The organism is Streptomyces sp. NPDC004752 (genome assembly GCF_053601275.1).
Genome location: NZ_JBSGBN010000091.1, coordinates 16,517 through 39,934, shown reverse-complemented (window position 1 = coordinate 39,934; position 23,418 = coordinate 16,517). Strand labels below are relative to the sequence as shown.

The following is a 23,418-nucleotide window of genomic DNA, read 5'->3' as shown; positions in this document are numbered from 1 at the left end:
GGCGGCCCCCCCCCCCCACCCGGGGGCGGGCGCCGACTGCCGTGTGGGGGGACTCGCGGGCGGGGGTCACTCCCCGATCAGGGCGTCGACGAACGCCTCCGGCTCGAACGGCGCCAGATCGTCCGCGCCCTCACCGAGGCCGACGAGCTTGACCGGGACACCCAGCTCACGCTGGACGGCGACCACGATGCCGCCCTTGGCGGTGCCGTCCAGCTTGGTCAGCACGATGCCGGTGATGTCGACCACCTCGGCGAAGACCCGGGCCTGGACCAGCCCGTTCTGCCCGGTGGTGGCGTCGAGGACGAGCAGCACCTCGTCGAGCGGGGCGTGCTTCTCGACGACGCGCTTGACCTTCCCCAGCTCGTCCATGAGCCCGGTCTTGGTGTGCAGCCGCCCGGCGGTGTCGATGAGCACCACGTCGACGCCCATCTCCTTGCCCTCCTTCACCGCGTCGAAGGCGACGGAGGCGGGGTCCCCGCCCTCCGGTCCGCGCACGGTGTAGGCGCCGACCCGCTCGCCCCAGGTCTGCAGCTGGTCGGCAGCGGCGGCCCGGAAGGTGTCGGCGGCGCCCAGGACGACCGTGCGCCCGTCGGCGACCAGGACACGGGCCAGCTTGCCGGTGGTGGTGGTCTTGCCGGTGCCGTTGACGCCGACGACCATGACGATCCCCGGTTTGCGGTCCTCCGGTTCGGTCCTCACGGTGCGGTCCGCATCGGTGCCGACCAGCTTGAGCAGTTCCGCGCGCAGCAGCCCGCGCAGCTCCTCCGGGGTGCGGGTGCCGAGCACCTTCACGCGCTCGCGCAGGCCCTCGACCAGCTCCTGGGTGGGCTGCACACCGACGTCGGCGGTGAGCAGGGTGTCCTCGATCTCCTCCCAGGTCTCCTCGTCGAGGTGCTCGCGCGACAGCAGCGTGAGCAGCCCCTTGCCGAGGGCGTTCTGCGAGCGGGAGAGGCGGGCACGCAGCCGCACCAGGCGGCCTGCGGTGGGCTCCGGAACCTCGATCTCGGGCGCCGGCAGCTCTTCGACGGCGGGCGGCTCCTCGACGGCGGTCGGGGCCGAGCCGCCCGGGAGGTCCACCTCCTCGATCGTCCGGCGCGTTTCGTCGTGCGGCGTCTCGGCCTCGTCGCCGACGTGCGGCTCGGCCGGAGGAGCGGTGAGGTCGGGCGCGGCGGGCGGCGGGGGCAGCGACCTGCGGCGCCGGCTGCCGATGACGAGCCCGCCGATCGCGCCGAGCACGACCACGGCGATGACTACAGCAAGGATGACGGTTTCCATAACCCGACCAGTATCAGTCATGGGTCCCTACCGGACCCAGCTTGTGCGTTCCGCCAAGCGGCAAAGGTCACTTCAGGAATTTTGTCAGCTTACGTACGATGTCTTCCCATGGGCACCACCGCCGACCACGATGGCGCCAGGCCGCCCCGCACGGGATCCGCGCGGGGCCTCGGCCTCGAAACCCGCGGCATCGAACCGGTGCCGCGGGACGAACGCACCGCGCGGGCCCGCGGACTCGTCTCCACCTGGATCGCCGCCAACGTCACCGTCCTGCTGCTGACCATGGGCGCGGGCCTGACCGTGACATACGGCCTGAACTTCTGGCAGGTCCTGGTGGTCGGCAGCGCGGCGCCGCTCGTCTCGTTCGGCCTCGTCGGGGTGCTGGGCATCGCGGGCAAGCGCGGCGGAGCGCCCGGCATGGCGCTGTCCCGCGCGGTGTTCGGCCAGCGCGGCAATCTGCTCCCCGGTGCGCTGATCTGGGTCGCCCGCTGGTGCTGGGAGACGATCAATGCCGTGACCGGTGCGTACGCACTGCTCACGGTGCTGGACATCGCCCTCGGTGTCCGACGCAACGGCTTGCCGGCCGTCACCGCCCTGCTGTTCTTCGTGGTCACCACGTTCGCCATCTCGGGCCTGGGCATCCGCGCGGTGCGGCGCTGTGCCGTAGGGGCGTCCTGGCTGTTCGGCGCCTTCTCCGTGCTGGTCCTGTGCCATCTGATCGCCAGGACGGACTGGAGCGGGGTCTTCGCGCACGCGGCCGGGCCGGACTCCGCGATGATCGCGGGCATCGGGCTGATCGCCGCGGGCGGCATCAGCTGGGCGCCGACCGCCGCGGACTTCACGCGCTATCTGCCGCGTACGGCCTCGTCGCGGGCGATCGTGCTGGGCACGGTCGCCGGGGCCGGTGTCGTCGTCCTCCCGATGGTCCTGATGGGCGCCGTGCTGGCCGCCGCCACCCCGCACCTCGCCGTGACGGCCGATCCCGTCTCCTTCCTCGGCCGGGCCCTGCCGCCCTGGCTCGCGGTCCCCTATCTGCTCATCGCCCTGGTCGGCACGCTGCTGATCAACGCGATGTCGATGTACTCGGCAGGCTTCACCGCGCAGGCGCTCGGCTTCAAGGTCCCGCGTCACTGGGCGGTCTCGGTCAACGCGGTGATCTCACTGGTCCTCGGCGGCTCCCTGATGCTGGTGGCGACGTCCTTCCTCGGCTCCTTCGTCGCCTTCCTGTCGCTGCTCGCGGTGGCCTTCTCCGCCTGGGCCGGTGTCTTCGTCACGGACATGGCGCGCCGCCGGGAGTACGACGCGCGGGCCCTGCTCGACACCACGCGCACGAGCGCCTACTGGTACCGGGGCGGCTTCTCCCCCGCCGCCGTCACCGCCTGGGCGCTCGGCCTCAGCACGGGCCTGCTGTTCACCAGGTCCGACTGGTTCACCGGCCCGCTCGCCGCGAACAACCCGGTCGGCAGGTACGGGCTCGGCTGGCTGGCGACCACCCTCGTCGCCGGACTGGTGTACGCGGTGCTGCCGAAGCCGCCGGTGGTACCAGCCGCGCCGGACGGCGCGGGGACCGCCGAAGAGTCCACGACCCTAACCGCCTGACGCACCGTCAGCCACCGTCCCCGCGACTCCTCGATGATCCGCAGGCTGGTCTCGATCCGATGCCGGTGCTCCTGCACCGTCCGCGGCCGGCCGGTGCCGTGCGATACCGCGTCGAGACGGGTACGCAGCAGGGCTCGTCGGCGTATCCCGCCATCTCCAGGGCCGCCCGGTAGCGGGCAGCGAGCGCGGCTGGGCCGGTGCCGGGCGGGACGAGATCGAAACGGACGGCCGTTGCGGGCATGGGAGGTCCCCCTGTCACCGGGTCGGTTGGCCGCGGTCATGGCGGCCACGCGCGAGGGGCAGCCCACCCAGGGGCGCGGGGAACTGCGTGGCCAGCCCCGACGCACCCGCACGGGCCACCGCACCGCACTCCCGCGGCGGTGCGAGCGGACGGTACGAGGAGAAGGGCGGCGGGGCCTGGGCCCTTCTTTTCAGGACTGCGGGCCTCAGCCCATCTCCTCCAGCGTCTTGCCCTTCGTCTCCTTGACGAACCTGAGCACGAACGGGATGGAGAGCGCGGCGAAGACCGTGTAGATCACATAGGTCGCGGAGAGGTTCCAGTCGGCCAGTGACGGGAAGCTCGCGGTGATGGCCCAGTTGGCGATCCACTGCGCGGAGGCGGCCACGCCCAGGGCGGCGGCGCGGATCCGGTTGGGGAACATCTCGCCGAGGAAGACCCAGACGACCACGCCCCAGGAGAGCGCGAAGAAGAGGACGAACACATGGGCGGCGATCAGGGCGACCCAGCCCTGGGTGGCCGGCAGCTTGCCGTCGACCAGGTGGTGGGAGAACGCCCATGCCTCCAGCGCGAGACCGACGACCATGCCGACCGAGCCGATGAGCGCGAGTGGCTTGCGGCCGATGCGGTCCACGAAGATCATCGCGATCACGGTGCCGACGATGTTGATGATCGACGTGGTGAAGGAGTACAGGAACGAGTCCGTCGGGTCGACGCCGACCGACTGCCACAGCGTCGAGGAGTAGTAGAACGCGACGTTGATGCCCACGAACTGCTGGAAGACCGACAGGCCGATGCCGATCCAGACGATCGGCTTGAAGAAGAAGGAGCCGCCGAGCAGGTCCTTGAAGGTGGACTTGTGCTCGCTCTTCATGGCGTGCTCGATCTCGGCGACCCGGGCGTCCAGGTCGGCCCCCTTGCCCTCGACCTCGGCGAGGATCTCGCGGGCCCGCTCACGCCTGCCGACGGAGAGCAGGAAGCGGGGCGACTCGGGGATGGCGAAGGACAGCAGGCCGTAGAGGGCGGCCGGGACGACCATGACGCCGAGCATGACCTGCCAGGCTTCCAGGCCCATCAGCCGGCCGCGCTGGTCGCCTCCGGCGGCGTTCAGCAGCCCCCAGTTGACCAGCTGCGAGACGGCGATGCCCACCACGATGGCGGCCTGCTGGAAGGAACCGAGGCGGCCGCGATAGGCCGGCGGGGCGACCTCGGCAATGTAGGCGGGGCCGATGACCGAGGCCATGCCGATGGCGAAGCCGCCGACGATCCGCCAGAAGGCGAGGTCCCACAGCGCGAAGGGCAGCGCGGAGCCGACGGCGCTGACCGTGAACAGGACCGCGGAGATCTGCATGCAGCGGATGCGGCCGATGCGGTCCGCGATCCGGCCGGCGGTCGCGGCGCCGACCGCACAGCCGATCAGCGCGATGGCGATGACCTGGGCGAGCGCGGCGGAGCCGATGTCGTAGCGGCTGCGGATGGCCTCCACGGCGCCGTTGATCACGGAGCTGTCGTAGCCGAAGAGGAAGCCGCCCATCGCGGCCGCCGCCGCGATGAAGATGACGTGCCCGAGGTGGTCGGGGTGAGCCGTCCCGGCTCCTGACTGGGGTGCCTGCGCTGTGCTGGTCACGTACAACTCCTCGGGCCACCGGCAACGCCGCCGGGGGTGGGGGTGAGTCCTTGCAGGTACCAGTGGCGCACACGATCACGCCGCTCACACCTGAAGGTAAAAGCAACGCCGCAGAGACTACGTCTTCAAGTTTCGAAGCCAAAAGTCGATCAAGGTGCACTAACAGCCGGACGACTCCCGTGACCTTGATTCACTTCTTGAAGTGAACGTCAATGGAGCCGCTGCGAGATGACCTTCGACACACCATCGCCCTGCATGGAGACGCCGTAGAGCGCGTCGGCGACCTCCATCGTGCGCTTCTGGTGGGTGATCACGATGAGCTGGGATGCCTCCTGCAACTCCTGCATGATGCGGATCAGCCGCTGGAGGTTGGTGTCGTCGAGGGCGGCCTCGACCTCGTCCATGACGTAGAAGGGGCTGGGCCGGGCCTTGAAGATGGACACGAGCAGCGCGACGGCGGTGAGCGAGCGCTCCCCGCCGGACAGCAGGGACAGCCGCTTGACCTTCTTGCCGGGCGGCCGGGCCTCCACGTCCACGCCCGTGGTGAGCATGTTCTCGGGGTCCGTCAGCACCAGCCGCCCGTCGCCGCCCGGGAAGAGCCGGCTGAAGACGCCCTCGAACTCCCGGGCCGTGTCCCGGTACGCCTCCGTGAAGACCTGCTCGACGCGCTCGTCGACCTCCTTCACCACTTGAAGCAGGTCGGCGCGGGTCTTCTTCAGGTCCTCCAGCTGCTCGCTGAGGAACTTATGGCGCTCCTCCAACGCGGCGAACTCCTCCAGGGCGAGCGGGTTCACCTTGCCGAGCTGCTGGTAGGCACGCTCGGCGGCCTTCAGCCGCTTCTCCTGTTCGGCGCGTACGAACGGCCGCGGCCGATTGCGCGGATGCTCCGGATCGTCCGGGAGCACCTCGCCCTCGGCGGGCGGGGAGGGCGGCACCGGCTGGTGCGGACCGTACTCGCCGACGAGCCCGGCCGGCTCCACGCCCAGTTCCTCCAGCGCCTTGGTCTCCAGTTGCTCCATCCGCAGCCGCTTCTCCGCGCCGAGCACCTCGCCCCGGTGCACCGAGTCGGTCAGCTTGTCGAGTTCGGTCTTGAGGTCGCGTCCGGCACTCCGGGCGGCGGTCAGCTCCTGCTCCCGGCGTGCCTTGGCCGCCTCGGCGGCGGTGCGCTCCGCGTCGGCCCGGCCCAGCGACACCTCGACGTGCGCGAGCAGCTGCCGCGCCCCGCCAGCCACGGCCTGCGCCACGGACGCCTCGTAACGCAGCCGGGCGCGCCGCTGTTCGGCACGCGCGCGTGCCTCGCGTTCCGCGCGGGCGCCCCGGTCGAGCGCGTCGGCCCGCCCGGCGAGCCCCTTGACCCGCTCCTCGTGGGTACGGACCTGGAGCCGGGCCTCCATCTCGGTCTGCCGGGCGTTGGCGCCGTCGGCGGACAGCCGGTCCCGTACGGAGGTGTCCGGTTCCTCCTCGATCGGCATCTCCTCGGCGACGGCAAGCCGTTCGGCGAGTTCCTCGGCCTCCCGCACGGCCCGGTCCAGCGCCTCCTGCGCCCGGGCCGCCGCCGCGGTGGACCGCTCGGCCTCGCCGGCCGCGCCCCGTGCCTGCCCGGCGAGCCGACCGAGCCGCTGGGCGACGGCCGACTTCTCCCGGTCGGCGGCCCGGCGCCGCTCCCCCAGCTCCTCCACGAGCGCGGCACAGGCCCGGCGCCGCTCCCCCGCCATGTCCTGCATCTCGGTCAGCTCCGCGCACCGCACGGCCAGTTCGTCGAGCGCGGCGGCGGCCTCGTCGACGGACGCCTGCACTTCGAGCAGGCTGGGCGCCCCGGCCGAGCCGCCGTGCGCCATATGGGCGCCGAGCAGATCGCCCTCGGCGGTGACCGCGGTCAGCTCGGGGTGCGCATGGACCAGGTCCTCGGCGTCTTCGAGGGTGCCGACCACGACGACGCCGCGCAGCAGCCGCCGCACGGCGGGCATCAGCTCGGCAGGACCCTGGACGAGATCGGCGGCGTACGGCGGTCCGTCCGGGCGTTGCTGCCGCGGCATGTCGTCCGGGGCGCCGCTCAGCAGCAGCGCCGCGCGGCCGGCGTCCTGCTTGCGCAGCAGCCGGATGGCGTCCGCGGCCGAGGCGGGCGTGGTGACCGCGATCGCGTCCGCCGCCGCGCCGAAGGCCGCCGCCAGCGCGGCCTCGTGGCCCGGCGCCACGGTGAGCAGTTCCGCCGCCGGACCGAGCACGCCGGTCAGCTGGTCCTTGGCCTCCAGCAGCGCGCCGGTGCCGTCCTTGCGGCGCAGGCCCAGGGCCAGCGCCTCGTGCCGGGCCTGGGTCGCGGCGCGCCCGCGCTCCGCCGCGGTGGCCGCCTCCCGCGCGGCCGTCAGCTCGGACTCCGCGTCGGCCAGCGCCGTCTTCGCCGCGTCGTGCCGCTCGGCGAGTTCGGCGTCGCCGGCGTCGAGGCCGTCGACCTCGGCCTTGAGCGCCTCGTACTCCTCCTGGGCACCCGCGGCCCGCTCCTGGGCCTCGTCCCGTGCCACGGCCAGCCGGTCGATCTCGGACTGGGCCGCGGCGGCGCGCGAACGGGCCGCGTTGACCTGCCCGTTCAGTCGGGCCAGGCCCTCCCGGCGGTCGGCGATGGCGCGCGCCAGGTCCTTCAGACGGCGTTCCTCCACGGCGAGTTCGCGTTCCAGTTCGGCGCGGTGGGCGACCGTGTCGTCGAGGGCGTGCTGGGCCGCCTCCAGGGCCGCCGCCAGCTCGGCCTCCTGCTCGCGGATGCGGGCGGCCTCCCGCTCCATGTCCTCCGGGTCCCGGCCGCGCCGTTCCTCGGGCGGCGCGGAGGTGGCGCTCTTGACCCGGGCGTCGGCCAGCGAGATCGTGCCGCGCACCCGCTCGGCCAGCTGGGACAGCTCGTACCAGGTCTGCTGGGCGCGCTGCAACCGGGGGGTGAGCCGACGCACCTCGTCCTCAAGGAGCGCCTCGCGTTGCAGCGCCTTCCTCAGCTCCTGCTCGGCGGCCTCCTTGCGTTCCTTCAGCGCGGCCTCGTCGGCGATCTCGGCCTTGAGCGCGTCGCGGAGCCGTACGAGATCGTCGGCGAGCAGTCGCAGCCGTGCGTCCCGCAGATCCGCCTGGATCACGGCCGCGCGGCGCGCGACCGCCGCCTGCCGGCCGAGCGGCTTCAGCTGGCGGCGCAGCTCGTCGGTGAGATCCTGCACGCGCGCGAGGTTGGCCTGCATCGCGTCCAGCTTTCTGAGCGCCTTCTCCTTGCGCTTGCGGTGCTTGAGGACGCCGGCGGCCTCCTCGATGAAGGCGCGGCGGCCCGTGGGGTCGGCGTGCAGGACGGAGTCGAGCTGGCCCTGGCCGACGATGACATGCATCTCGCGGCCGATGCCGGAGTCGGACAGCAGCTCCTGGATGTCGAGGAGGCGACAGGTGTCACCGTTGATCTGGTACTCGCTGCCGCCGTTGCGGAACATGATCCGCGTGATGGTGACCTCGGAGTACTCGATGGGCAGCGCACCGTCGGAGTTGTCGATGGTCAGGGACACCTCGGCGCGGCCGAGCGGCGGACGGCCGGTGGTGCCGGCGAAGATGACGTCCTCCATCTTGCCGCCGCGCAGCGACTTGGCGCCCTGCTCGCCCATGACCCAGCTGAGCGCGTCGACGACATTGGACTTGCCCGAGCCGTTCGGTCCGACGACGCACGTGATCCCCGGCTCGAACCGGAGTGTGGTCGCCGAGGCGAACGACTTGAACCCGCGCAGGGTCAGGGCCTTGAGGTGCACGCCGGTGGACTTTACCCGCCGCCGCTATCCCACTCCATGAACCCTCGCAACCTCGCGGTTTCACGCTTGAACATGCAGGGCACACCAGACGTTAAAGAAGGTGAAAGGATGCGCGGGGAAGCGAATGGCCCGGCGGGAGAGCCGGGCAAGAAAGAAGGGACGCCGAGGCGTCCCTTGCAACTCTGACAACTTAGCGGTTGATACGGGCAGCCCAACCAGTGCGTGTGCTGTCGTGGAGCGATGCAGTGATCAGGTGAGCGCAGGCTCCGCCTGGTGTGCGTCGATGCTCTCCATGATCCTGTCGTGAGAAGCGGCAGCCGTCAGCGCCTCGTTCTCGGCCTGGATCCGTACGAGCTCGGATTCCAGGTCCTGGACGCGCTGCTGGAGCCGTCGCATCTCGGCGAGGAGTCGAGGGTCGGAGCCGCCGACGTAACCGAGAAGCGCCTTTGCCATGATGGATGGTCCTCCACAATGAGTGACCGACCGAAGCGGTGTGGGTCGTGAGGGATTCGCACCCGCGGTGCTTGACACTGTCGAGTGTTGCTCTGCCGTTGCTCCATGCCAAACAGCTAAGGTGCGCGGGGCTTTCAGCGTCTCACCAAAAAGTTTGACGGTCAACACGATCACGCCCTGTATTGGCGGGCGTCCCGGGCGCGCGGCCGGAAGAGGGGCTGCGTTGCGGCTCCCGCGGGGTCCTCGGGGCATGGCGATCATCTTTTGCCGGGGAGCCTGCCATGACATGCGGTTCTTGGCAACCACCAGGTCATTTCCGCTTCGGTCGGGGGCCGTCGACCGGTCCCTCCGCTGCGGCCCGTGGCGCCTCGCCGTCCGGGGTCAGCGTACGGCGAATCCCTCGTACCCTCCGCGGGGTGTGTCCCAGATCTCGGTGACGCCGTCCACCCGCCCGGGCGTGTTGCCGCGCTGCAACCAGTCGAGGAGCCCTTCGCAGCCCTCCCGGGGGCCCTCGGCGACCACCTGGACCCGCCCGTCCCCGAGATTGAGGGCAAAGCCACTCAGGTCGCCGATCTCCAGCGCCTTGGCGCGCGTGAACCAGCGGAAACCCACTCCCTGGACATGTCCGCGCACCCAGGCGACCAGCCGCACATCCTCGTTCATGGCTGCAACCTAACCGGCCGATGTCTCTCGGGGCACTTCCTCCCCGGGTGCCATGCGGTACCGTCCCGACCCAGATGAACCTCAGAGGAAACTCACTCGATCGAGTGAGTTGGGTTGGCCCACGGGATCGCCGGGGGCCGACCGCGAGACGGGGGGAGGCCAGGGCATGGGACGCCACCGACGATCCGCCGCCGACCGCGCCGCCACGGGTGGCGCGGGTCGCGCCACGGGCGTCCCGGCGCCGCGCGGCTCCTCCCTGACCGACGCGGGAAGCACGGCGTACCCGCACGCGACGGACGACGGGTACGGGCCCGGGCCGGACGGCGGCGGCTTCTGCGTGGCGGAGTTCGCCCCCGCGGACGACGACGCGGCCCGCGAGCGGGGGCACCGGCGGAGGAAGAAGGCCACGACGCCCGTGCGCACGGGCCTGCTCGGCGTCTCCGCCGCCGTCGCCCTCGGCACGGTCACGGTGGCCACGGGAGTGGTACCCGGCCTGGGCAACTACAGGATCGGCGGCACCGGCGACAGCGACAACGCGCGGGCCGACGGGGTGCCGGACAGCACCGCCACCGAGCAGGGCGGCATCTCCGGCAGCGCCGAGCCCGGCCGCGACGGCGGCTCGGCCACCGGCCCCGGCACTTCCCGGTCCACCTCTCCGGCGCCGTCCGCCCCGGTGTCGACCACACCCGCCCCGTCCCGAACGCCGTCGACGAAGCCCGCGGCCACGCCTACGGCCACGCCCACGAAGCCGCGGACCGAGAAGCCGTCGGCGCCGGTCGCCCCGGAGCCGACGGAGCCGACGGAGCGGACGACCGCACCGGCGACGGTCTCCGTGCAGGCCGCCGCCGAGGCGGAGGTGCTGCGGCTGGTCAACGTGGAACGGGCGAGGGCGGGGTGCGGCGCCCTGACCGCGAACAGCGCGCTGACCCGGCTGGCCGAGGCGTTCAGCGAGGACATGGCCGCGCGCGGCTTCTTCGACCACACCGACCCGGACGGGGCGACCCCGTGGGACCGGGCGACCGAGGTCGGCGTCACCGGCCTCGGCGGCGAGAACATAGCCCGGGGCCAGGCCGACGCGGCCGCCGTGATGAAGACATGGATGGACAGCCCGGGGCACCGGGCCAACATCCTGAACTGCGACTTCAAGACCCTGGGCGTGGGTGTGCACCTCGGGTCCGGCGGCCCCTGGTGGACGCAGGACTTCGGGTACTGACACGGCCCGAACAGAACGCTAACTCACGGTTAGTGCAACCTACCGGTTAGCGCTGTGCTCACGTACGCTTGCGTCATGACCGTGACCCAGGAGCGCCCGAAGGAGCAGCACCTCCCCTATGACGTGTTCGCCAGGGCCTGCCCGTCGCGCGGCACGCTGGAGCACGTCACGGGCCGCTGGGGCGCGCTCACCCTGGGCGCCCTGCACATGGGCTCGTACCGTTTCAACGAGCTGCGCCGCCGTGTCGACGGCGTGAGCGAGAAGATGCTGTCCCAGACGCTGCACGCGCTGGAGCGCGACGGCCTGGTGCACCGCGAGGCCCAGCCGACGAACCCGCCCCGTGTGGACTACGAGTTGACCCCCCTGGGCCGCGAGGTCGCCGAGCGCCTGTTGGCCCTCATCCACTGCGTGGAGGGCTCCATGGACGACATCCTGACCGCCCGCGCGGCGTACGACGCCCGTACCGCTACCGCGTGACGCGCGGCGGGCGCTGGCACGTCGGGCAGAAGTAGCTGGACCTGTTCATCCATGGGCGGCGGCGGATGGGCGTGCCGCAGCGTCGGCACGGCAGCCCCTCGCGCCCGTACGCGTCCAGGGAGCGGTCGAAGTAACCCGATTCGCCGTTCACGTTGACATACAGGCTGTCGAAGCTGGTGCCGCCGACGGCGAGGGCCGCGTTCAGTACGTCCCGCACATGGCCGAGCAGTTCGGCCGTGCGCGGCCGGGTGAAGTGCGCGGTCGGACGCTCGTAGTGGATCCGGGCCCGCCAAAGGGCCTCGTCCGCATAGATGTTGCCGACACCGCTGATCAACGACTGGTCCAGCAGGGCGCGTTTGATGGTGGTCCGCTTACGGCGCAGCGCCTGGTGGAACGCCTCGTCGTCGAAGAGCGGATCGAGGGGGTCGCGGGCGATGTGCGCGATGACCTCGGGCAGCCCGCCGGGGGTGGCCGGGTGCAACGACAGCCCGCCGAAGGTGCGTTGGTCGACGAAGCGCAGCTCCGTGCCGAGGTCGTCGGCGAACCGTACGCGGATCCTGAGATGCTTCTCGTCCGGCGCCTCGTGCGGCTGGACCAGCAACTGACCGCTCATCCCGAGGTGGGCCAGGACCGACTGGTCCGTGTCCGCCAGCGGCAGCCACAGGTACTTGCCCCGGCGGCCGGGAACGCCGAACCGGTGGCCCTTGAGGCGGTGCGTGAAGTCGTCGGCGCCAGCCATGTGTCGGCGTACGGCGCGCGGGTGCAGCACCTCGGCCTCGGCGACGGTGCGGTGCGCGACCCACCGCTCCAGGCCACGGCGTACGACCTCGACCTCGGGCAACTCGGGCATGGGACCCCCGTGATGGACCGTGTGGGAAGCCGAGCGCCCGCTCCCGTCGGGGAGCGGGCGGTTCGGATGTGCTGATGGTCAGGCGGACGCGGCCGTCGCGTCGGGATCGTCGCCGGCGGCTTCGTCGGCCCCCTGCCCCGTCGTGGCGCGCTCGTCCGCCGCGGCCCGGATGGACCGCCAGGCGGACTCGGCGGCCTGCTGTTCCGCCTCCTTCTTGCTGCGGCCGGTGCCGATGCCGTACGAGACGCCTCCGACGCGGGCGGCAGCAGTGAAGGTCTTCTCGTGGTCGGGTCCGGTCTCCGTGACCAGGTACTCGGGCACGCCGAGCCCCTCCATCGCGGTCAGCTCCTGGAGGCTGGTCTTCCAGTCCAGGCCGGCTCCGAGGTTCGAGGACTTCTCGATCAGCGGGTCGAAGAGCCGGTGCACCAGCTCGGACGCCGCGTCGAGGCCCTGGTCGAGATAGACCGCGCCGATCACCGCTTCCAGGGTGTCGGCGAGGATGGATGCCTTGTCCCGGCCGCCCGTGCCCTCTTCACCGCGGCCGAGCCGGATGAAGGAGCCCAGTTCGAGACCGCGGCCCACCTCCGCGAGCGCACGCGAATTCACCACCGCGGCCCGCAGCTTGGCCAGCTGGCCCTCGGGCAGGTCGGGGTGGATGCGGTACAGCGTGTCCGTGACGACGAGGCCGAGGACGGAGTCCCCGAGGAACTCCAGCCGCTCGTTCGTCGGCAGACCGCCGTTCTCGTACGCGTAGGAACGGTGGGTCAGTGCTCGCACCAGAAGGGCGGACTCGATCTTGTAGCCGAGCCGCCCTTCCAGAAGCGTGCGGGACGAGGCCGTGTTGTCCGCTGGTCCGCTTCCGCTCGCGCGGGAAGAGTTCTTCTTCGGCGTGGACACAGTGCCTCTCACCAGCCGCTCAGACCTCGAGGACCTGGCGCTTGTTGTAGGTGCCGCACGAGGGGCACGCGATGTGCTGCTGCTTGGGCTCGTGGCAGCGCTCGCACGCAACCAGGGTGGGGACCGCAGCCTTCCACTGCGACCGGCGGTGGCGCGTGTTGCTGCGCGACATCTTCCGCTTCGGAACAGCCACGGCTACTTCTCCTGCTTCTCGTCGACGCGTGCTGATCGAGGCACGTCGCCGCCCATCTCGTCCTTCTCGCCGTCCGTCATGGTGTCGGCGAGTCCCTGCAAAGCCGCCCACCGGATGTCGACGGCGGCGTGGTGGTGGTCCGGTTCGTCCGCGAGCCGCGCTCCGCACTCGGAGCACAGACCCGGGCAGTCGTCCCGGCACACCGGCTGCATCGGCAGTGCGAGCACCACCGCATCGCGCAGCACGGGTTCGAGGTCGAAGAGTCCGTCCTCGATGAAGAACCTGCCCTCGTCGTCCTCGGCGTCGTCGCCCGGTTCCGCGATCACGCGGCCCCGGTCGTCGGCGTCAGGGTACGAGAACAGCTCCTGGAAGTCCGCTTCGAGCCGCAGCCCGACCGGCTCCAGACACCTTACGCACTCCCCCTGGGCGTCGGCACGGGCGGTGCCTGTGACGAGCACCCCTTCCATGACCGACTCAAGGCGGAGTTCGAGCTCCACGGGGGCACCTTCCGGCACCCCGACGACACCCTGCAGACCGAAGTCCCGGGGGGCGTCGACCGTGCGGGTCAGCCGCTGGAGCGCACCGGGACGCCGCCCCAGCTCGTGCGTATCGAACACGAACGGGTTGCGGTGGTCGAGGCGGGCGTTGGCGGCCATTCCTGCTTTCGGTCTTCTGTACTCGGAGGGACGCAGCCCGGCGATGCTCCGGGGCAGCGTTGATCGCGGATATGGGCGCGACCGAAGAGCCAGGATACTGGACCTTTCGCTCACGGCCCAATCCGCTGCTCCGCTACCGGCCCCGGCCCTGCTCGTACGCCCGCAGCTGCTCGGCGCTGATCATGCTGGTGTCGAAGAGGCTGGTCTCGTCGAGGGCGTAGCCCTGCTGGGCCGGCTGCCGGTCCTGGGAGACCTGGGCGCCCTGAGCCTGGTCGTAGTCGGCCTGCTGGGCGTCGTAGCCCTGGAAGGCGTCCTGGGCCGGGGCGTAGCCGGCGGCGTACGGGTCGGCCTGCTGGTAGCCGTACGGGTCCTGCTGGGCGTAGCCCTGCTGGCCCTGCTGCTGCGGGAAGCCCGCGTACGGGTCGGGCTGCTGCTGGTAGCCGTAGGCGGGCTGCGGCTCGTATCCCGCGGCGGGCTGTTGCGCGGGCCGTCGCGGTGCGGGCTGCTGCGGTGCCGACGGCTCGGCCGGGGTCTCGGCCAGGGCCGCGAGGTCGGCGAGGTAGTCGGCGTCGCTGGAGTGCTGGTAGGTCGTCGGGTCGTCGGCGAGGGCGCCGAGGTCGTCGGTGGCGATGCGGCCGTGCAGCGTCTGTCGGCCGCGGCCGACGGCCTCCAGGGTCTTGGCCAGGACCGCCTCGAAGGCGCCCAGCTTGACGTCCACGTACTGGTCGGCGGTGCGCCGCAGGGTCTCCGGGTCGTGGCTGCGCTCGGGGGCGTCCGCGTCCTCGTAGCCGTCCTCGTCCAGGCCGGGGCCCGTGCCCAGCAGCTTCTCGCGGCCACGGCCGACGGAGCCGAGGGTCTTGGTGAGCACGACCTCGAAGTTGGCGAGCTTGGAGTCCACGTAGTCGTCGGCCTCGGCCCGGACCTCCTCCGCCTCCTGGCGGGCCTCGGCGAGGATCCGGTCCGCCTCGGACTGGGAGCTGCGGGCGATCTCGGTGTCGGAGACCAGTGAGCCGCGCTCGGCGTGCGCACTCTGGATGATCTGCTCGGCCTCCTGGCGGGCCTGCTCGACCATCTGCTCACGGCCGCCGATCAGCTCCTGGGCCTGGGCGAGGGAGCCGGGCAGGGCCTGGCGCACCTCTTCGAGCATCGCGAGCAGGTCGGCGCGGTTGATCACGCATGACGCCGACATGGGCATGGCCCGGGCGCTGGAGACCGTGGCCACGATCTCGTCGAGCTTCTTCTGCACGTCCACCTGTGCTCGCCACTCTCTACAGCTGTGTTGGAGACGGACGGGACGACTGTAGCCCCATCAGTCTTTGCGGAGACGCTTGTTGAGGGCGTCGAGGACCAGCGGCGGCACCAGGTGCGAGACGTCCCCGCCCCACGTCGCGACCTCCTTGACCAGGGAGGAGGAGAGGAAGCTGTAGGTGGGGTTGGTGGGGACGAAGAGGGTCTCGACACCCGAGAGGCCGTTGTTCATCTGCGCCATCTGCAGCTCGTAGTCGAAGTCGCTGACGGCGCGCAGGCCCTTGACGATGGCGGGGATGTCGCGCTGCTTGCAGAAGTCGACCAGCAGGCCGTGGAAGGACTCGACCCGTACGTTGCCGTACTCGGCGGTGACCTGGCGGATCAGGTCGATCCGCTCGTCGATCTCGAACAGGCCCCTCTTGGCTTTGTTGATCATGACCGCGACATAGACCTCGTCGTACAGACGGGATGCGCGGGAGATGATGTCGAGATGTCCGTTGGTGATGGGGTCGAACGACCCGGGACAGACGGCGCGGCGCACTTGGGATCCCTCGCTCTCCGGTCCGGTCATCGTGCGTCTTCGCACATAGAGGCGGCGCGACCGTACCAAAACGTCCCCTCGCCGTAGCGTCGGGTCCGGAGCGCTTCGAAGCCGTCCGGCCAGTGGAAATCCCCGCCTCTGGTGCTGCGCTCCACGGTGACGAGGGCTTCGGTCGCGAGCCAGCCCTCCGTGCGGAGTGTGAGCAGAATCTCCCGAAGATCGTCGTCGGAGACGGCATACGGGGGGTCGAGGAAGACGATGTCGTACGGCTCGGCCGGGGCCGGCGCGCGCACGACCTGCTCCGCCCGGCCCGCCCTGACCTCGGCGCCCGGCAGGCCCAGGGTGCGCACGTTCGCGCGGACCGTGCGGGCGGCCCGGGCGTCGGCCTCGACGAGCAGGGTGTGGCCGGCGCCGCGGGACAGCGCCTCCAGGCCGACGGCGCCCGACCCCGCGTAGAGGTCGAGGACGCGCTCGCCGTCCAGGGGGCCGCCCAGCAGGGACTGCCAGGTGGAGAAGAGCCCCTCGCGCGCCCGGTCGGAGGTGGGGCGGGTTCCGTTGCCCGGCGGAACGGCCAGACGGCGTCCGCCGGCCCGGCCGGCGATCACGCGGGTCATCTCGGGTCCTTGTCGGGGTGCTGGGGCACGGGGTGCGTTCGGGTGGTGGCGATCCCAGTGTCTCAGCCCTTCTCCAGATACTGCTCCCGCTCCTCGTCCAGCAGGGCGTCCAGTGCCGTCCGCAGTCCGGGCAGCCGCTTCAGCTCGGGGTCGGCGGCGACCACCGCTGCGGCCTCCTCGCGGGCCTCGGCGATGATCTCCTCGTCCTCGATGACGGCGAGGACCCGCAGGCTGGAGCGGGCGCCGGACTGGGCCTGGCCGAGGACGTCCCCCTCCCGGCGCTGTTCCAGGTCGATACGGGACAGCTCGAAGCCGTCGAGGGTGGCGGCGACGGCGTTCAGCCGTTGGCGGGCCGCGCTCGCCTCGGGCATCTCGGTGACCAGCAGGCACAGCCCGGGGGCCGAGCCACGGCCGACGCGGCCGCGCAGCTGGTGCAGTTGGGAGACGCCGAAGCGGTCGGCGTCCATGATCACCATCGCGGTGGCGTTCGGGACGTTGACGCCTACCTCGATGACCGTCGTGGCCACCAGGACGTCGGTCTCGCCGGCCGCGAAGCGGCGCATGACCGCGTCCTTGTCGTCGGGCTGCATCCGGCCGTGCAGCACCTCGACCTTCAGGTCGCGCAGGGGGCCGGCGGAGAGTTGGGCGGCCGTGTCGAGGACGGCGAGCGGGGGCCGCTTCTCCGCCTCGTCCTCCGGCGACTTCCCGGCGCCGCCCTTCTTCGGGTCCTCCTCCTCGTCGCCGATACGCGGGCAGACGACGTACGCCTGGTGGCCGCCCGCGACCTCCTCGCGCACCCGCTCCCACGCGCGCGCGAGGAAATGGGGTTTGTCGGCGGCCGGCACGACATGGCTCGCGATCGGCGAACGCCCGGCGGGCAGTTGGTCGAGGACGGAGGTCTCCAGGTCGCCGAAGACGGTCATGGCGACGGTCCGCGGGATCGGCGTCGCGGTCATGACCAGCAGATGCGGGGGCTGCTTGCCCTTGCCGCGCAGGGCGTCGCGCTGCTCCACGCCGAAGCGGTGCTGCTCGTCCACGACGACCAGCCCCAGGTCGTGGAACTGCACCTTGTCCTCGATCAGCGCATGCGTGCCGATCACGATCCCGGCCTCCCCGGTGACCAGGTCGAGCAGCGCCTGCCGGCGGGCCGCGGCCCCCATGGAGCCGGTGAGCAGCACCACCTTGGTGGCCTGTTCGGCGCCGCCCAGCATGCCGCCCTCGGCCAGCTCGCCCATCATCTCCACGATCGAGCGGTGGTGTTGCTGGGCCAGCACCTCGGTCGGCGCGAGCATGGTGGCCTGGCCGCCCGCGTCGACGACGGCGAGCATGGCGCGCAGAGCGACCAGGGTCTTCCCACTGCCGACCTCGCCCTGGAGCAGCCGGTGCATGGGGTGTTCGGTGGCCAGGTCGTCGAAGATCTCCTTGGAGACCTTGCGCTGGCCCTCGGTGAGCGTGAACGGCAGCCGGTCGTCGAAGGCGGCCAGGAGGCCGTCGGGGGCGGGTCTGCGCGGGACGGCGGGAAGCTGGGCGTCGGCGTGCCGGCGGCGGGCGAGGGCCACCTGGAGGACGAATGCCTCGTCCCACTTGAGGCGGGCGCGGGCGTCGGCGATGTCCGCCTTGGTGTGCGGGCGGTGGATCTTGAGCAGGGCCTCGGGCAGGGAGACCAGGCCGCGGCCCTCGCGCAGGGACTCGGGCAGCGGGTCCACGGCGTCGCACGCGCCGGGCAGCACCGTCTGCATCGCCTTGCCGATCTTCCACGACTCCAGCTTGGCGGTGGCCGGGTAGATCGGGATCAGGGCACCGGCCCAGCTCTCCGCCGTCTCCGCTGCCTCGTCGTCGGCGCCGCGCAGCAGTTCGTAGGCCGGATGGGCGAGTTGGAGCCGGCGGTTGAAGACGGAGACCTTGCCCGCGAACATCGCGCGGGTGCCCGGCAGGAGTTCCTTGTGGGGCTTGTGCACGCCGTTGCCGAAGAAGACCAGTTGGAGTCGGCCGCTGCCGTCCGTGATCGTCACCTCCAGCCGCTGGCCCTTGCCGCGGGCTGCCTTGGCGGAGGCGAACGTGTGCAGCCGGGCGTCGGCGACCTGGGCGACCACCGTGACGTGCTCGTCCATCGGGAGGTCGGCGAGGTGGGTGAGCTGCCCGCGCTCCTCGTATCTGCGGGGGTAGTGGTGCAGGAGGTCGCCGACGGAGCGCAGGCCGAGGTGCTCGGCCATCACCTTCGCGGTGGCGGGGCCGAGCACTGACTTCAGCGGCTGGTTCAGTGGTTCTTCCAGTGCGGGCACGAGATCCATTGCACACCACGCCACCGACAATGCCGTATACGTCCCGGAAAATCCCTGGTCAGACGGGCTGTTCGGGTTCCAGGACGGCGGGCTGCGGGCCAGGGGCAGGCCCGCGGTCACCGTCTCACCGGGACCGCCCGACCCCGCGACGCCGTCGCGAAGTCCCCCGCCGGCGCTGCGGCGACGGACTCCCCGACCTCACAGCCGTCCCAGCAGTCCCAGATGTCCCGGTCACCTCATACGTCCCCCTACGTCCCAGGACGCGAGCCGCCGCAGAACGCCATGGACGCCATCATCGCCCGGCGGGCTGAACAACTGGGCGCCCCGGGTCGGGTGCAGCTGCACGCCGATGGCCACGCCCTGCGCGTGGACGAGCCCGGCGTCGGGCCCGCCGACGACGGGGACGAGTCCGGGGACGGTGTCTTCGAGGTTCGGTTCGCCGACTTCGAGGGCCCCTTCGACGGCTGAGCGCACCGAGGGCCGGGGTTTCCGGTCGTGGCACGGTGGGGCGGTGTCGGCGTCCCGGCTCACTCCACGCCGATCAGGAGCAGTGCCCCCTGCCGCCCCCCGCGGTGGAGCACCGTGTCGACAGCGAGGTACGACTCACGCACGCGTGCCTCCAGCCGGTCGGCGACCTCGGGGGGCGCGTCGTCGCCGAGGACGATGGTGACCAGTTCCCCGCCGGCCTGGAGCATGCGGTCCAGGACGGTCTCGGCGGTGGCGGTGACCTCCGAGCCGATCACCGCGACGTCGCCCTCGATGAGGCCGAGGACGTCACCGGCCTGGCAGATGCCGGCCATGGTCCAGGACTGGCGTTCGGCGACCGTGACCTCGGCGTAGCGGGTGGCGCCCGCGGCGGAGGTCATCTGGACGACGTCCTCGTCGAAGCGGCGCTCCGGCGCGTGCACGGCGAGCGCGGCGATCCCCTGGACCGCGGAGCGCGTCGGGATGAGGGCGACCCGGACGCCCTCGGCACGGGCCTGCTCGGCCGCCGCGGCCGCGGTGTGCCTGAGCTCGGCGTCGTTGGGCAGCAGCACGACCTCGCGCGCGTGGGCCCGCCGTACCGCCTCGACCAGTTCGCCGCTCGCGGGCGGTTCCCCGGGGCGGGCGAGCACGGTGGTGGCCCCGGCCTCGGTGTACAGCCCGGCCAGCCCCTCGCCGGGCACGACCGCGACGACGGCCCGCTGCACCCGCTCCCTGGGCGGCAGCGCGCCACCGCGGACATGGACGTCGCCCCGGCCGAAGTGGGTGATCCGGATCCGGTACGGCCGCCCGGCCTCGACGCCCGCCTCCACCGCGGCACCCGCGTCGTCGACATGCACATGGACGTTCCACAGCCCGTCGCCGCCGACCATGACGAGGGAGTCCCCGAGGCCGTCGAGCCGGTCCCGCAGCCGGTCCACGGCGGCGTCCTCGGCCTCCAGCAGATAGATCACCTCGTAGCCCGGCCCGCCCGGCTCCGCCCCGTTGCCGCATCCGGCCCCCTCGGCGTCGGCCGCCCCGCGCGCGTGCGCCGGTGTAGCGGGCCGCTCCGTGTCCGTGCCGGGCGCCACGCGCGCGTACGCCCCGCGTACGGGTACGGGGGCGCCCGGCGCCTCCCCGGTGAACGTCTCCACCAGGGCCGCGAGCACCGCCACCAGCCCCCGGCCGCCCGCGTCGACCACCCCGGCCCGCTCCAGGACGGCCAGCTGTCCCGGGGTCGCCGCCAGGGCCGTGCACGCCCCCGCGTAGGCGGCCCACGCCACCGCCCCGCAGTCGCCCTCGACGTCCCGGGCCGCCTCCCCCGCCGCCGAGGCGACCGAGAGCACGGTGCCCTCGACCGGATGGGCCACGGCCCGGCGGGCGGAGTCGGCGGCGTGCCGCAGGGCGAGCCGCAGTTCCGGCCCGTCGATACGAGCCGTCTCACCCGCCTTCTCACCGGTCTCACCCGGGTCGGTTCCGGCGGTGAGCACCTGCGCCATGCCGCGCAGCAGCTGGGCGAGGATGGTCCCGGAGTTCCCGCGGGCTCCGATCAGGGCGCCGTGCGCCATGGCGTGCAGGGCCTCGGCCGGCGACGGTGCGGCGCCCTCCCCGGCGCCCGCCCCGTACCCGGAGAACACCGCCTCGACCGCGGCGGCGGCCGACTCCAGCGTCAGGTACAGGTTCGTCCCGGTGTCGCCGTCCGCCACCGGGTACACGTTGATCGCGTCGATCTCCTCGCGGGCCCGTCCCAGCGCCCGGAGCGCGTGACCGCACCAACTGCGCACCGCGAGAGCATCGAAGAATGTCTGCGGCACCTGCGCCACCTGCGCCTCCCTGAGATGGCTGGACGTGGACGCAGCGTAGACCCCGGATCCCCGCGGACCGGAGCAGGGCCGGGCACGGGCCCTGAGCTGCCATGGTAGTTTCGTGGTACCGGCGCAGCCGTTGTATGCTGCTCCGGTTGCCCGATCCCGATCGGGCCATTCCCCTGGCAACGCCACTCAAGATCTCGGATCCTAGGATCTCGATCCCGGCCTGCCGGGATCAACCGTAAGTGCATCTGAAGTCTTTGGAGTGACCCGTGGCTGCCAACTGCGACGTCTGCGGCAAGGGGCCGGGCTTCGGCAACAACATCTCGCACTCGCACCGCCGTACGTCCCGTCGCTGGAACCCGAACATCCAGCGTGTGCGTACCGTGGTCGGCGGGACGCCGAAGCGCGTGAACGCCTGCACCTCGTGCATCAAGGCCGGCAAGGTCTCGCGCTGACGCACTGCTGAGCGCGCGGCCACCGTCGGTTCGCCGCATCTGGCCGGTCCATCTCCGGATGGGCCGGCTTTTTGCTGTGCCCAACCGCCGTGCCCAACCGCCCTGCCCAACCACAACCACCGTGCCCGACCGCCGTGAGCGACCGCCCCACCGGTGACCCCGTGGCGCCGTGGCCCCGCCGTGCGCCCGCGCGGTCCGTCAGTCCTGCCGCAGGCGCCAGCCGTGGTCCACGGGACCGGTCCCGGCGCCCAGTGCGAACCCGCCCGCGATGGCCCCGGTGACGTACTCCTTGGCCGCGGCCACCGCCTCCGGCACGGTCCGGCCCTTCGCCAGACCCACGGCGATCGCGGACGCCAGCGTGCAGCCGGTGCCGTGCGTGTGCCGGTTGCCGAGCCGAGGCGCCCGCAGCCAGTGCTCCCGCGAACCGTCCGTGAGCAGGTCCACGGCGTCCCCGGGCAGGTGTCCGCCCTTGATCAGCGCCCAGGCCGGCCCGTACGCCAGCAGGGCGGCGGCGGCTTCGCGCATCCCGGACTCCGACTCGACGCGCACGCCGGTGAGTTGGGCCACCTCGTCGAGGTTCGGGGTGGCCACCGTCGTCACCGGCAGCAGCGCCGTACGCACCGAGTCCAGCGCGGCGGCGGCCAGCAGCGGGTCGCCGTGCTTGGAGACGCCCACCGGGTCGACCACCGCCGGCGCGTCCGTCCCGCCGATCAACTCGGCGACCGCCTCCACGAGTTCGGCGGAGGCCAGCATCCCGGTCTTCACGGCCTGCACACCGATGTCGTCCACGACGCTGCGGTACTGGGCCCGCACCGCCGCCACCGGCAGTTCCCACACGCCCCGCACCCCGAGCGAGTTCTGCGCGGTGACCGCGGTGATCACGCTCATGCCGTGCGCCCCCAGCGCCAGCATGGTCTTCAGGTCGGCCTGGATGCCGGCGCCCCCGCCGGAGTCGGAGCCGGCGACCGTCAGCACCCGGGGCGGCGCGCTCATGACTCGATGTCCCCGAAGTGGTCCCAGCCGCCCTTGCTGGTCCAGGGCGCGCCGTCGACCGTCACCTGGGGCAGCGCCGAGGGGTTGAGGACCTCGCCGATCACCTTCCAGCGGGCCGGGAGCTTCACGTCCGGCGGGAAGGTCGCCACGATCGCATGGTCCTCTCCGCCGGTCAGCACCCACTGGAGCGGGTCGACGCCGACGGCCTGCCCGATGTCGTTCATCTGGGTCGGGATGTCGATGGCGCCGGACCGGATGTCGATGCGGACCTTGCTGGCCTCCGCGATGTGCCCGAGGTCGGCGATCAGTCCGTCGCTCACATCGCACATCGCGGTCGCGCCGAGCCCGGCGGCGGCCGGACCCGCGTGGTACGGCGGCTCGGGGCGGCGGTGGGCCTCGACGAAGGCGCGCGGCGAGCGGAAGCCCCGGGAGAGCACCGCGTATCCGGCCGCGGACCAGCCCAGCCAGCCGGTGACCGCGACGAGGTCGCCGGGCTGCGCGCCCGCCCGGGTCACGGGCTCCTGGTTGCGCAGATCGCCGAGCGCGGTGATCGACACCATGATCGTGTCACCGCGCACCACGTCGCCGCCGACCACCGAGGCACCGGCGACCTGGCATTCGTCGCGCAGTCCGTCCATCAGCTCGCTGGGCCAGGTGACCGGGAGTTCGGCGGGTACGACCAGACCGAGCAGCAGGCCGGTGGGCACGGCGCCCATGGCCGCGATGTCGGCGAGGTTCTGCGCGGCCGCTTTGCGCCCCACGTCGTAGGCCGTGGACCAGTCGCGGCGGAAGTGCCGTCCCTCCAGCAGGATGTCGGTGCTCGCCACCACCCGGCGGTCGGGCGCGGCGACCACCGCGGCGTCGTCACCGGGACCCACCCGGACCGCCGGGGAGGTCGTCAGACGGGAGGTGAGCTCCCTGATGAGCCCGAATTCCCCCAGCTCACCAACAGTGCCCTTCATTTCCCTTTCGCCCCTTCTGTGCCTGTCCACGCCCGCTCGCGCTTCATTGTCGTCCTCGATACGGTCGAGACGCCCGTCAACTTCCGTCGTGCCTGCACCCCGGCGCGTGGACCCCGCTCTCCACAGGTCTCCCCGCGGCACGCGG

General features: G+C 72.0%; 21 protein-coding genes and 1 pseudogene. 5 read left to right on the top strand and 17 right to left on the bottom strand.

What is annotated here, in order from left to right; translation table 11 throughout:
- Positions 1–66: 66 nt before the first annotated feature.
- Complete coding sequence (gene ftsY, locus ACWEKM_RS31290; protein ID WP_451624627.1) at positions 67–1,275, bottom strand: signal recognition particle-docking protein FtsY; 1,209 nt, start codon at positions 1,273–1,275, stop codon at positions 67–69.
- Positions 1,276–1,383: 108 nt separating this feature from the next.
- Between ftsY and ACWEKM_RS31285 the strand changes: the two genes are divergently transcribed.
- Positions 1,384–2,874 carry a purine-cytosine permease family protein gene (locus ACWEKM_RS31285; RefSeq protein ID WP_451624626.1) on the top strand — a complete coding sequence of 497 codons (1,491 nt, stop codon included), beginning with the start codon at positions 1,384–1,386 and terminating at the stop codon, positions 2,872–2,874.
- Between the two features lie 109 nt (positions 2,875–2,983).
- On the opposite strand, the pseudogene ACWEKM_RS31280 reads toward ACWEKM_RS31285, so the two are convergent.
- The 5 genes and pseudogenes from ACWEKM_RS31280 to ACWEKM_RS31260 all read right to left on the bottom strand — a co-directional run.
- Positions 2,984–3,115, bottom strand: a pseudogene (locus tag ACWEKM_RS31280) (LLM class flavin-dependent oxidoreductase); the annotation flags it as partial.
- Between the two features lie 205 nt (positions 3,116–3,320).
- Complete coding sequence (locus ACWEKM_RS31275) at positions 3,321–4,739, bottom strand: sugar porter family MFS transporter (RefSeq protein ID WP_451624625.1); 1,419 nt, start codon at positions 4,737–4,739, stop codon at positions 3,321–3,323.
- Positions 4,740–4,948: 209 nt separating this feature from the next.
- Positions 4,949–8,503: a chromosome segregation protein SMC gene (smc, locus tag ACWEKM_RS31270; protein WP_451624624.1), complete on the bottom strand. Its 3,555-nt coding sequence runs from the start codon at positions 8,501–8,503 to the stop codon at positions 4,949–4,951.
- A gap of 249 nt (positions 8,504–8,752) precedes the next feature.
- Positions 8,753–8,956: a hypothetical protein gene (locus tag ACWEKM_RS31265; protein WP_055623302.1), complete on the bottom strand. Its 204-nt coding sequence runs from the start codon at positions 8,954–8,956 to the stop codon at positions 8,753–8,755.
- 381 nt (positions 8,957–9,337) lie between these two features.
- The gene (locus ACWEKM_RS31260; protein ID WP_451624623.1) at positions 9,338–9,619 is read right to left on the bottom strand and encodes an acylphosphatase; all 282 of its coding nucleotides are present in this window, start codon (positions 9,617–9,619) and stop codon (positions 9,338–9,340) included.
- A gap of 166 nt (positions 9,620–9,785) precedes the next feature.
- On the opposite strand from ACWEKM_RS31260, the gene ACWEKM_RS31255 reads away from it, so the two are divergent.
- The gene (locus ACWEKM_RS31255) at positions 9,786–10,832 is read left to right on the top strand and encodes a CAP domain-containing protein (RefSeq protein WP_451624622.1); all 1,047 of its coding nucleotides are present in this window, start codon (positions 9,786–9,788) and stop codon (positions 10,830–10,832) included.
- Between the two features lie 75 nt (positions 10,833–10,907).
- A complete protein-coding gene (locus ACWEKM_RS31250) occupies positions 10,908–11,309 on the top strand; it encodes a winged helix-turn-helix transcriptional regulator (RefSeq protein ID WP_451624621.1) in 402 nt (133 codons plus the stop codon).
- On the opposite strand, the gene mutM is transcribed toward ACWEKM_RS31250, so the two are convergent.
- The 8 genes from mutM to recG form a co-directional block, all read right to left on the bottom strand.
- Positions 11,299–12,159 carry a bifunctional DNA-formamidopyrimidine glycosylase/DNA-(apurinic or apyrimidinic site) lyase gene (gene mutM / locus ACWEKM_RS31245; protein WP_451624620.1) on the bottom strand — a complete coding sequence of 287 codons (861 nt, stop codon included), beginning with the start codon at positions 12,157–12,159 and terminating at the stop codon, positions 11,299–11,301. The two genes, ACWEKM_RS31250 and mutM, sit on opposite strands and share 11 nt — an antisense overlap.
- A gap of 78 nt (positions 12,160–12,237) precedes the next feature.
- Positions 12,238–13,068 (bottom strand): ribonuclease III, encoded by an 831-nt coding sequence (gene rnc / locus ACWEKM_RS31240; protein ID WP_451624619.1) that lies wholly within the window; start codon positions 13,066–13,068, stop codon positions 12,238–12,240.
- A 7-nt stretch (positions 13,069–13,075) separates the two neighbouring features.
- On the bottom strand, positions 13,076–13,249 hold the full coding sequence (gene rpmF / locus ACWEKM_RS31235) for a 50S ribosomal protein L32 (RefSeq protein ID WP_003951102.1): 174 nt from the start codon (positions 13,247–13,249) through the stop codon (positions 13,076–13,078).
- 2 nt (positions 13,250–13,251) lie between these two features.
- Positions 13,252–13,905 (bottom strand): YceD family protein, encoded by a 654-nt coding sequence (locus tag ACWEKM_RS31230; protein ID WP_451624618.1) that lies wholly within the window; start codon positions 13,903–13,905, stop codon positions 13,252–13,254.
- A gap of 133 nt (positions 13,906–14,038) precedes the next feature.
- On the bottom strand, positions 14,039–15,157 hold the full coding sequence (locus tag ACWEKM_RS31225) for a cell division initiation protein (protein ID WP_451624617.1): 1,119 nt from the start codon (positions 15,155–15,157) through the stop codon (positions 14,039–14,041).
- A gap of 57 nt (positions 15,158–15,214) precedes the next feature.
- Entirely contained in the window at positions 15,215–15,694 is a 480-nt protein-coding gene (gene coaD, locus ACWEKM_RS31220) for a pantetheine-phosphate adenylyltransferase (protein ID WP_451624628.1), read from the bottom strand.
- A 26-nt stretch (positions 15,695–15,720) separates the two neighbouring features.
- Positions 15,721–16,308, bottom strand: coding sequence for a 16S rRNA (guanine(966)-N(2))-methyltransferase RsmD (gene rsmD / locus ACWEKM_RS31215; RefSeq protein ID WP_451624616.1), 588 nt, complete (start codon positions 16,306–16,308; stop codon positions 15,721–15,723).
- Between the two features lie 62 nt (positions 16,309–16,370).
- Entirely contained in the window at positions 16,371–18,599 is a 2,229-nt protein-coding gene (recG, locus tag ACWEKM_RS31210) for an ATP-dependent DNA helicase RecG (protein WP_451624615.1), read from the bottom strand.
- 213 nt (positions 18,600–18,812) lie between these two features.
- Between recG and ACWEKM_RS31205 the strand changes: the two genes are divergently transcribed.
- Positions 18,813–19,058, top strand: a complete 246-nt coding sequence (locus ACWEKM_RS31205) for a hypothetical protein (protein WP_451624614.1) — start codon at positions 18,813–18,815, stop codon at positions 19,056–19,058.
- 59 nt (positions 19,059–19,117) lie between these two features.
- Here the strand turns inward: ACWEKM_RS31205 and ACWEKM_RS31200 are convergent, their stop codons facing one another.
- Positions 19,118–20,875, bottom strand: coding sequence for a DAK2 domain-containing protein (locus ACWEKM_RS31200; RefSeq protein ID WP_451624613.1), 1,758 nt, complete (start codon positions 20,873–20,875; stop codon positions 19,118–19,120).
- A gap of 257 nt (positions 20,876–21,132) precedes the next feature.
- Between ACWEKM_RS31200 and rpmB the strand changes: the two genes are divergently transcribed.
- Positions 21,133–21,318: a 50S ribosomal protein L28 gene (gene rpmB / locus ACWEKM_RS31195; RefSeq protein WP_003993230.1), complete on the top strand. Its 186-nt coding sequence runs from the start codon at positions 21,133–21,135 to the stop codon at positions 21,316–21,318.
- 198 nt (positions 21,319–21,516) lie between these two features.
- Here rpmB and thiD read toward each other — a convergent pair whose 3' ends face one another.
- Together thiD and ACWEKM_RS31185 are read right to left on the bottom strand one after the other, a co-directional pair.
- Positions 21,517–22,311 (bottom strand): bifunctional hydroxymethylpyrimidine kinase/phosphomethylpyrimidine kinase, encoded by a 795-nt coding sequence (gene thiD / locus ACWEKM_RS31190; RefSeq protein WP_451624612.1) that lies wholly within the window; start codon positions 22,309–22,311, stop codon positions 21,517–21,519.
- Positions 22,308–23,273, bottom strand: coding sequence for a thiamine-phosphate kinase (locus tag ACWEKM_RS31185; protein ID WP_451624611.1), 966 nt, complete (start codon positions 23,271–23,273; stop codon positions 22,308–22,310). The genes thiD and ACWEKM_RS31185 overlap by 4 nt, the downstream gene beginning before the upstream one ends.
- Between the last annotated feature and the right edge of the window lie 145 nt (positions 23,274–23,418).

Excerpts from the sequence above, each read along its gene's own strand:
- ftsY (WP_451624627.1), bottom strand. The coding sequence starts at position 1,275 with ATGGAAACCGTCATCCTTGCTGTAGTCATCGCCGTGGTCGTGCTCGGC.
- ACWEKM_RS31285 (WP_451624626.1), top strand. The coding sequence starts at position 1,384 with ATGGGCACCACCGCCGACCACGATGGCGCCAGGCCGCCCCGCACGGGA.
- ACWEKM_RS31265 (WP_055623302.1), bottom strand. The coding sequence starts at position 8,956 with ATGGCAAAGGCGCTTCTCGGTTACGTCGGCGGCTCCGACCCTCGACTC.
- ACWEKM_RS31260 (WP_451624623.1), bottom strand. The coding sequence starts at position 9,619 with ATGAACGAGGATGTGCGGCTGGTCGCCTGGGTGCGCGGACATGTCCAG.
- ACWEKM_RS31255 (WP_451624622.1), top strand. The coding sequence starts at position 9,786 with ATGGGACGCCACCGACGATCCGCCGCCGACCGCGCCGCCACGGGTGGC.
- ACWEKM_RS31250 (WP_451624621.1), top strand. The coding sequence starts at position 10,908 with ATGACCGTGACCCAGGAGCGCCCGAAGGAGCAGCACCTCCCCTATGAC.
- mutM (WP_451624620.1), bottom strand. The coding sequence starts at position 12,159 with ATGCCCGAGTTGCCCGAGGTCGAGGTCGTACGCCGTGGCCTGGAGCGG.
- ACWEKM_RS31230 (WP_451624618.1), bottom strand. The coding sequence starts at position 13,905 with ATGGCCGCCAACGCCCGCCTCGACCACCGCAACCCGTTCGTGTTCGAT.
- rsmD (WP_451624616.1), bottom strand. The coding sequence starts at position 16,308 with ATGACCCGCGTGATCGCCGGCCGGGCCGGCGGACGCCGTCTGGCCGTT.
- recG (WP_451624615.1), bottom strand. The coding sequence starts at position 18,599 with ATGGATCTCGTGCCCGCACTGGAAGAACCACTGAACCAGCCGCTGAAG.
- ACWEKM_RS31205 (WP_451624614.1), top strand. The coding sequence starts at position 18,813 with ATGTCCCGGTCACCTCATACGTCCCCCTACGTCCCAGGACGCGAGCCG.
- thiD (WP_451624612.1), bottom strand. The coding sequence starts at position 22,311 with ATGAGCGCGCCGCCCCGGGTGCTGACGGTCGCCGGCTCCGACTCCGGC.
- ACWEKM_RS31185 (WP_451624611.1), bottom strand. The coding sequence starts at position 23,273 with ATGAAGGGCACTGTTGGTGAGCTGGGGGAATTCGGGCTCATCAGGGAG.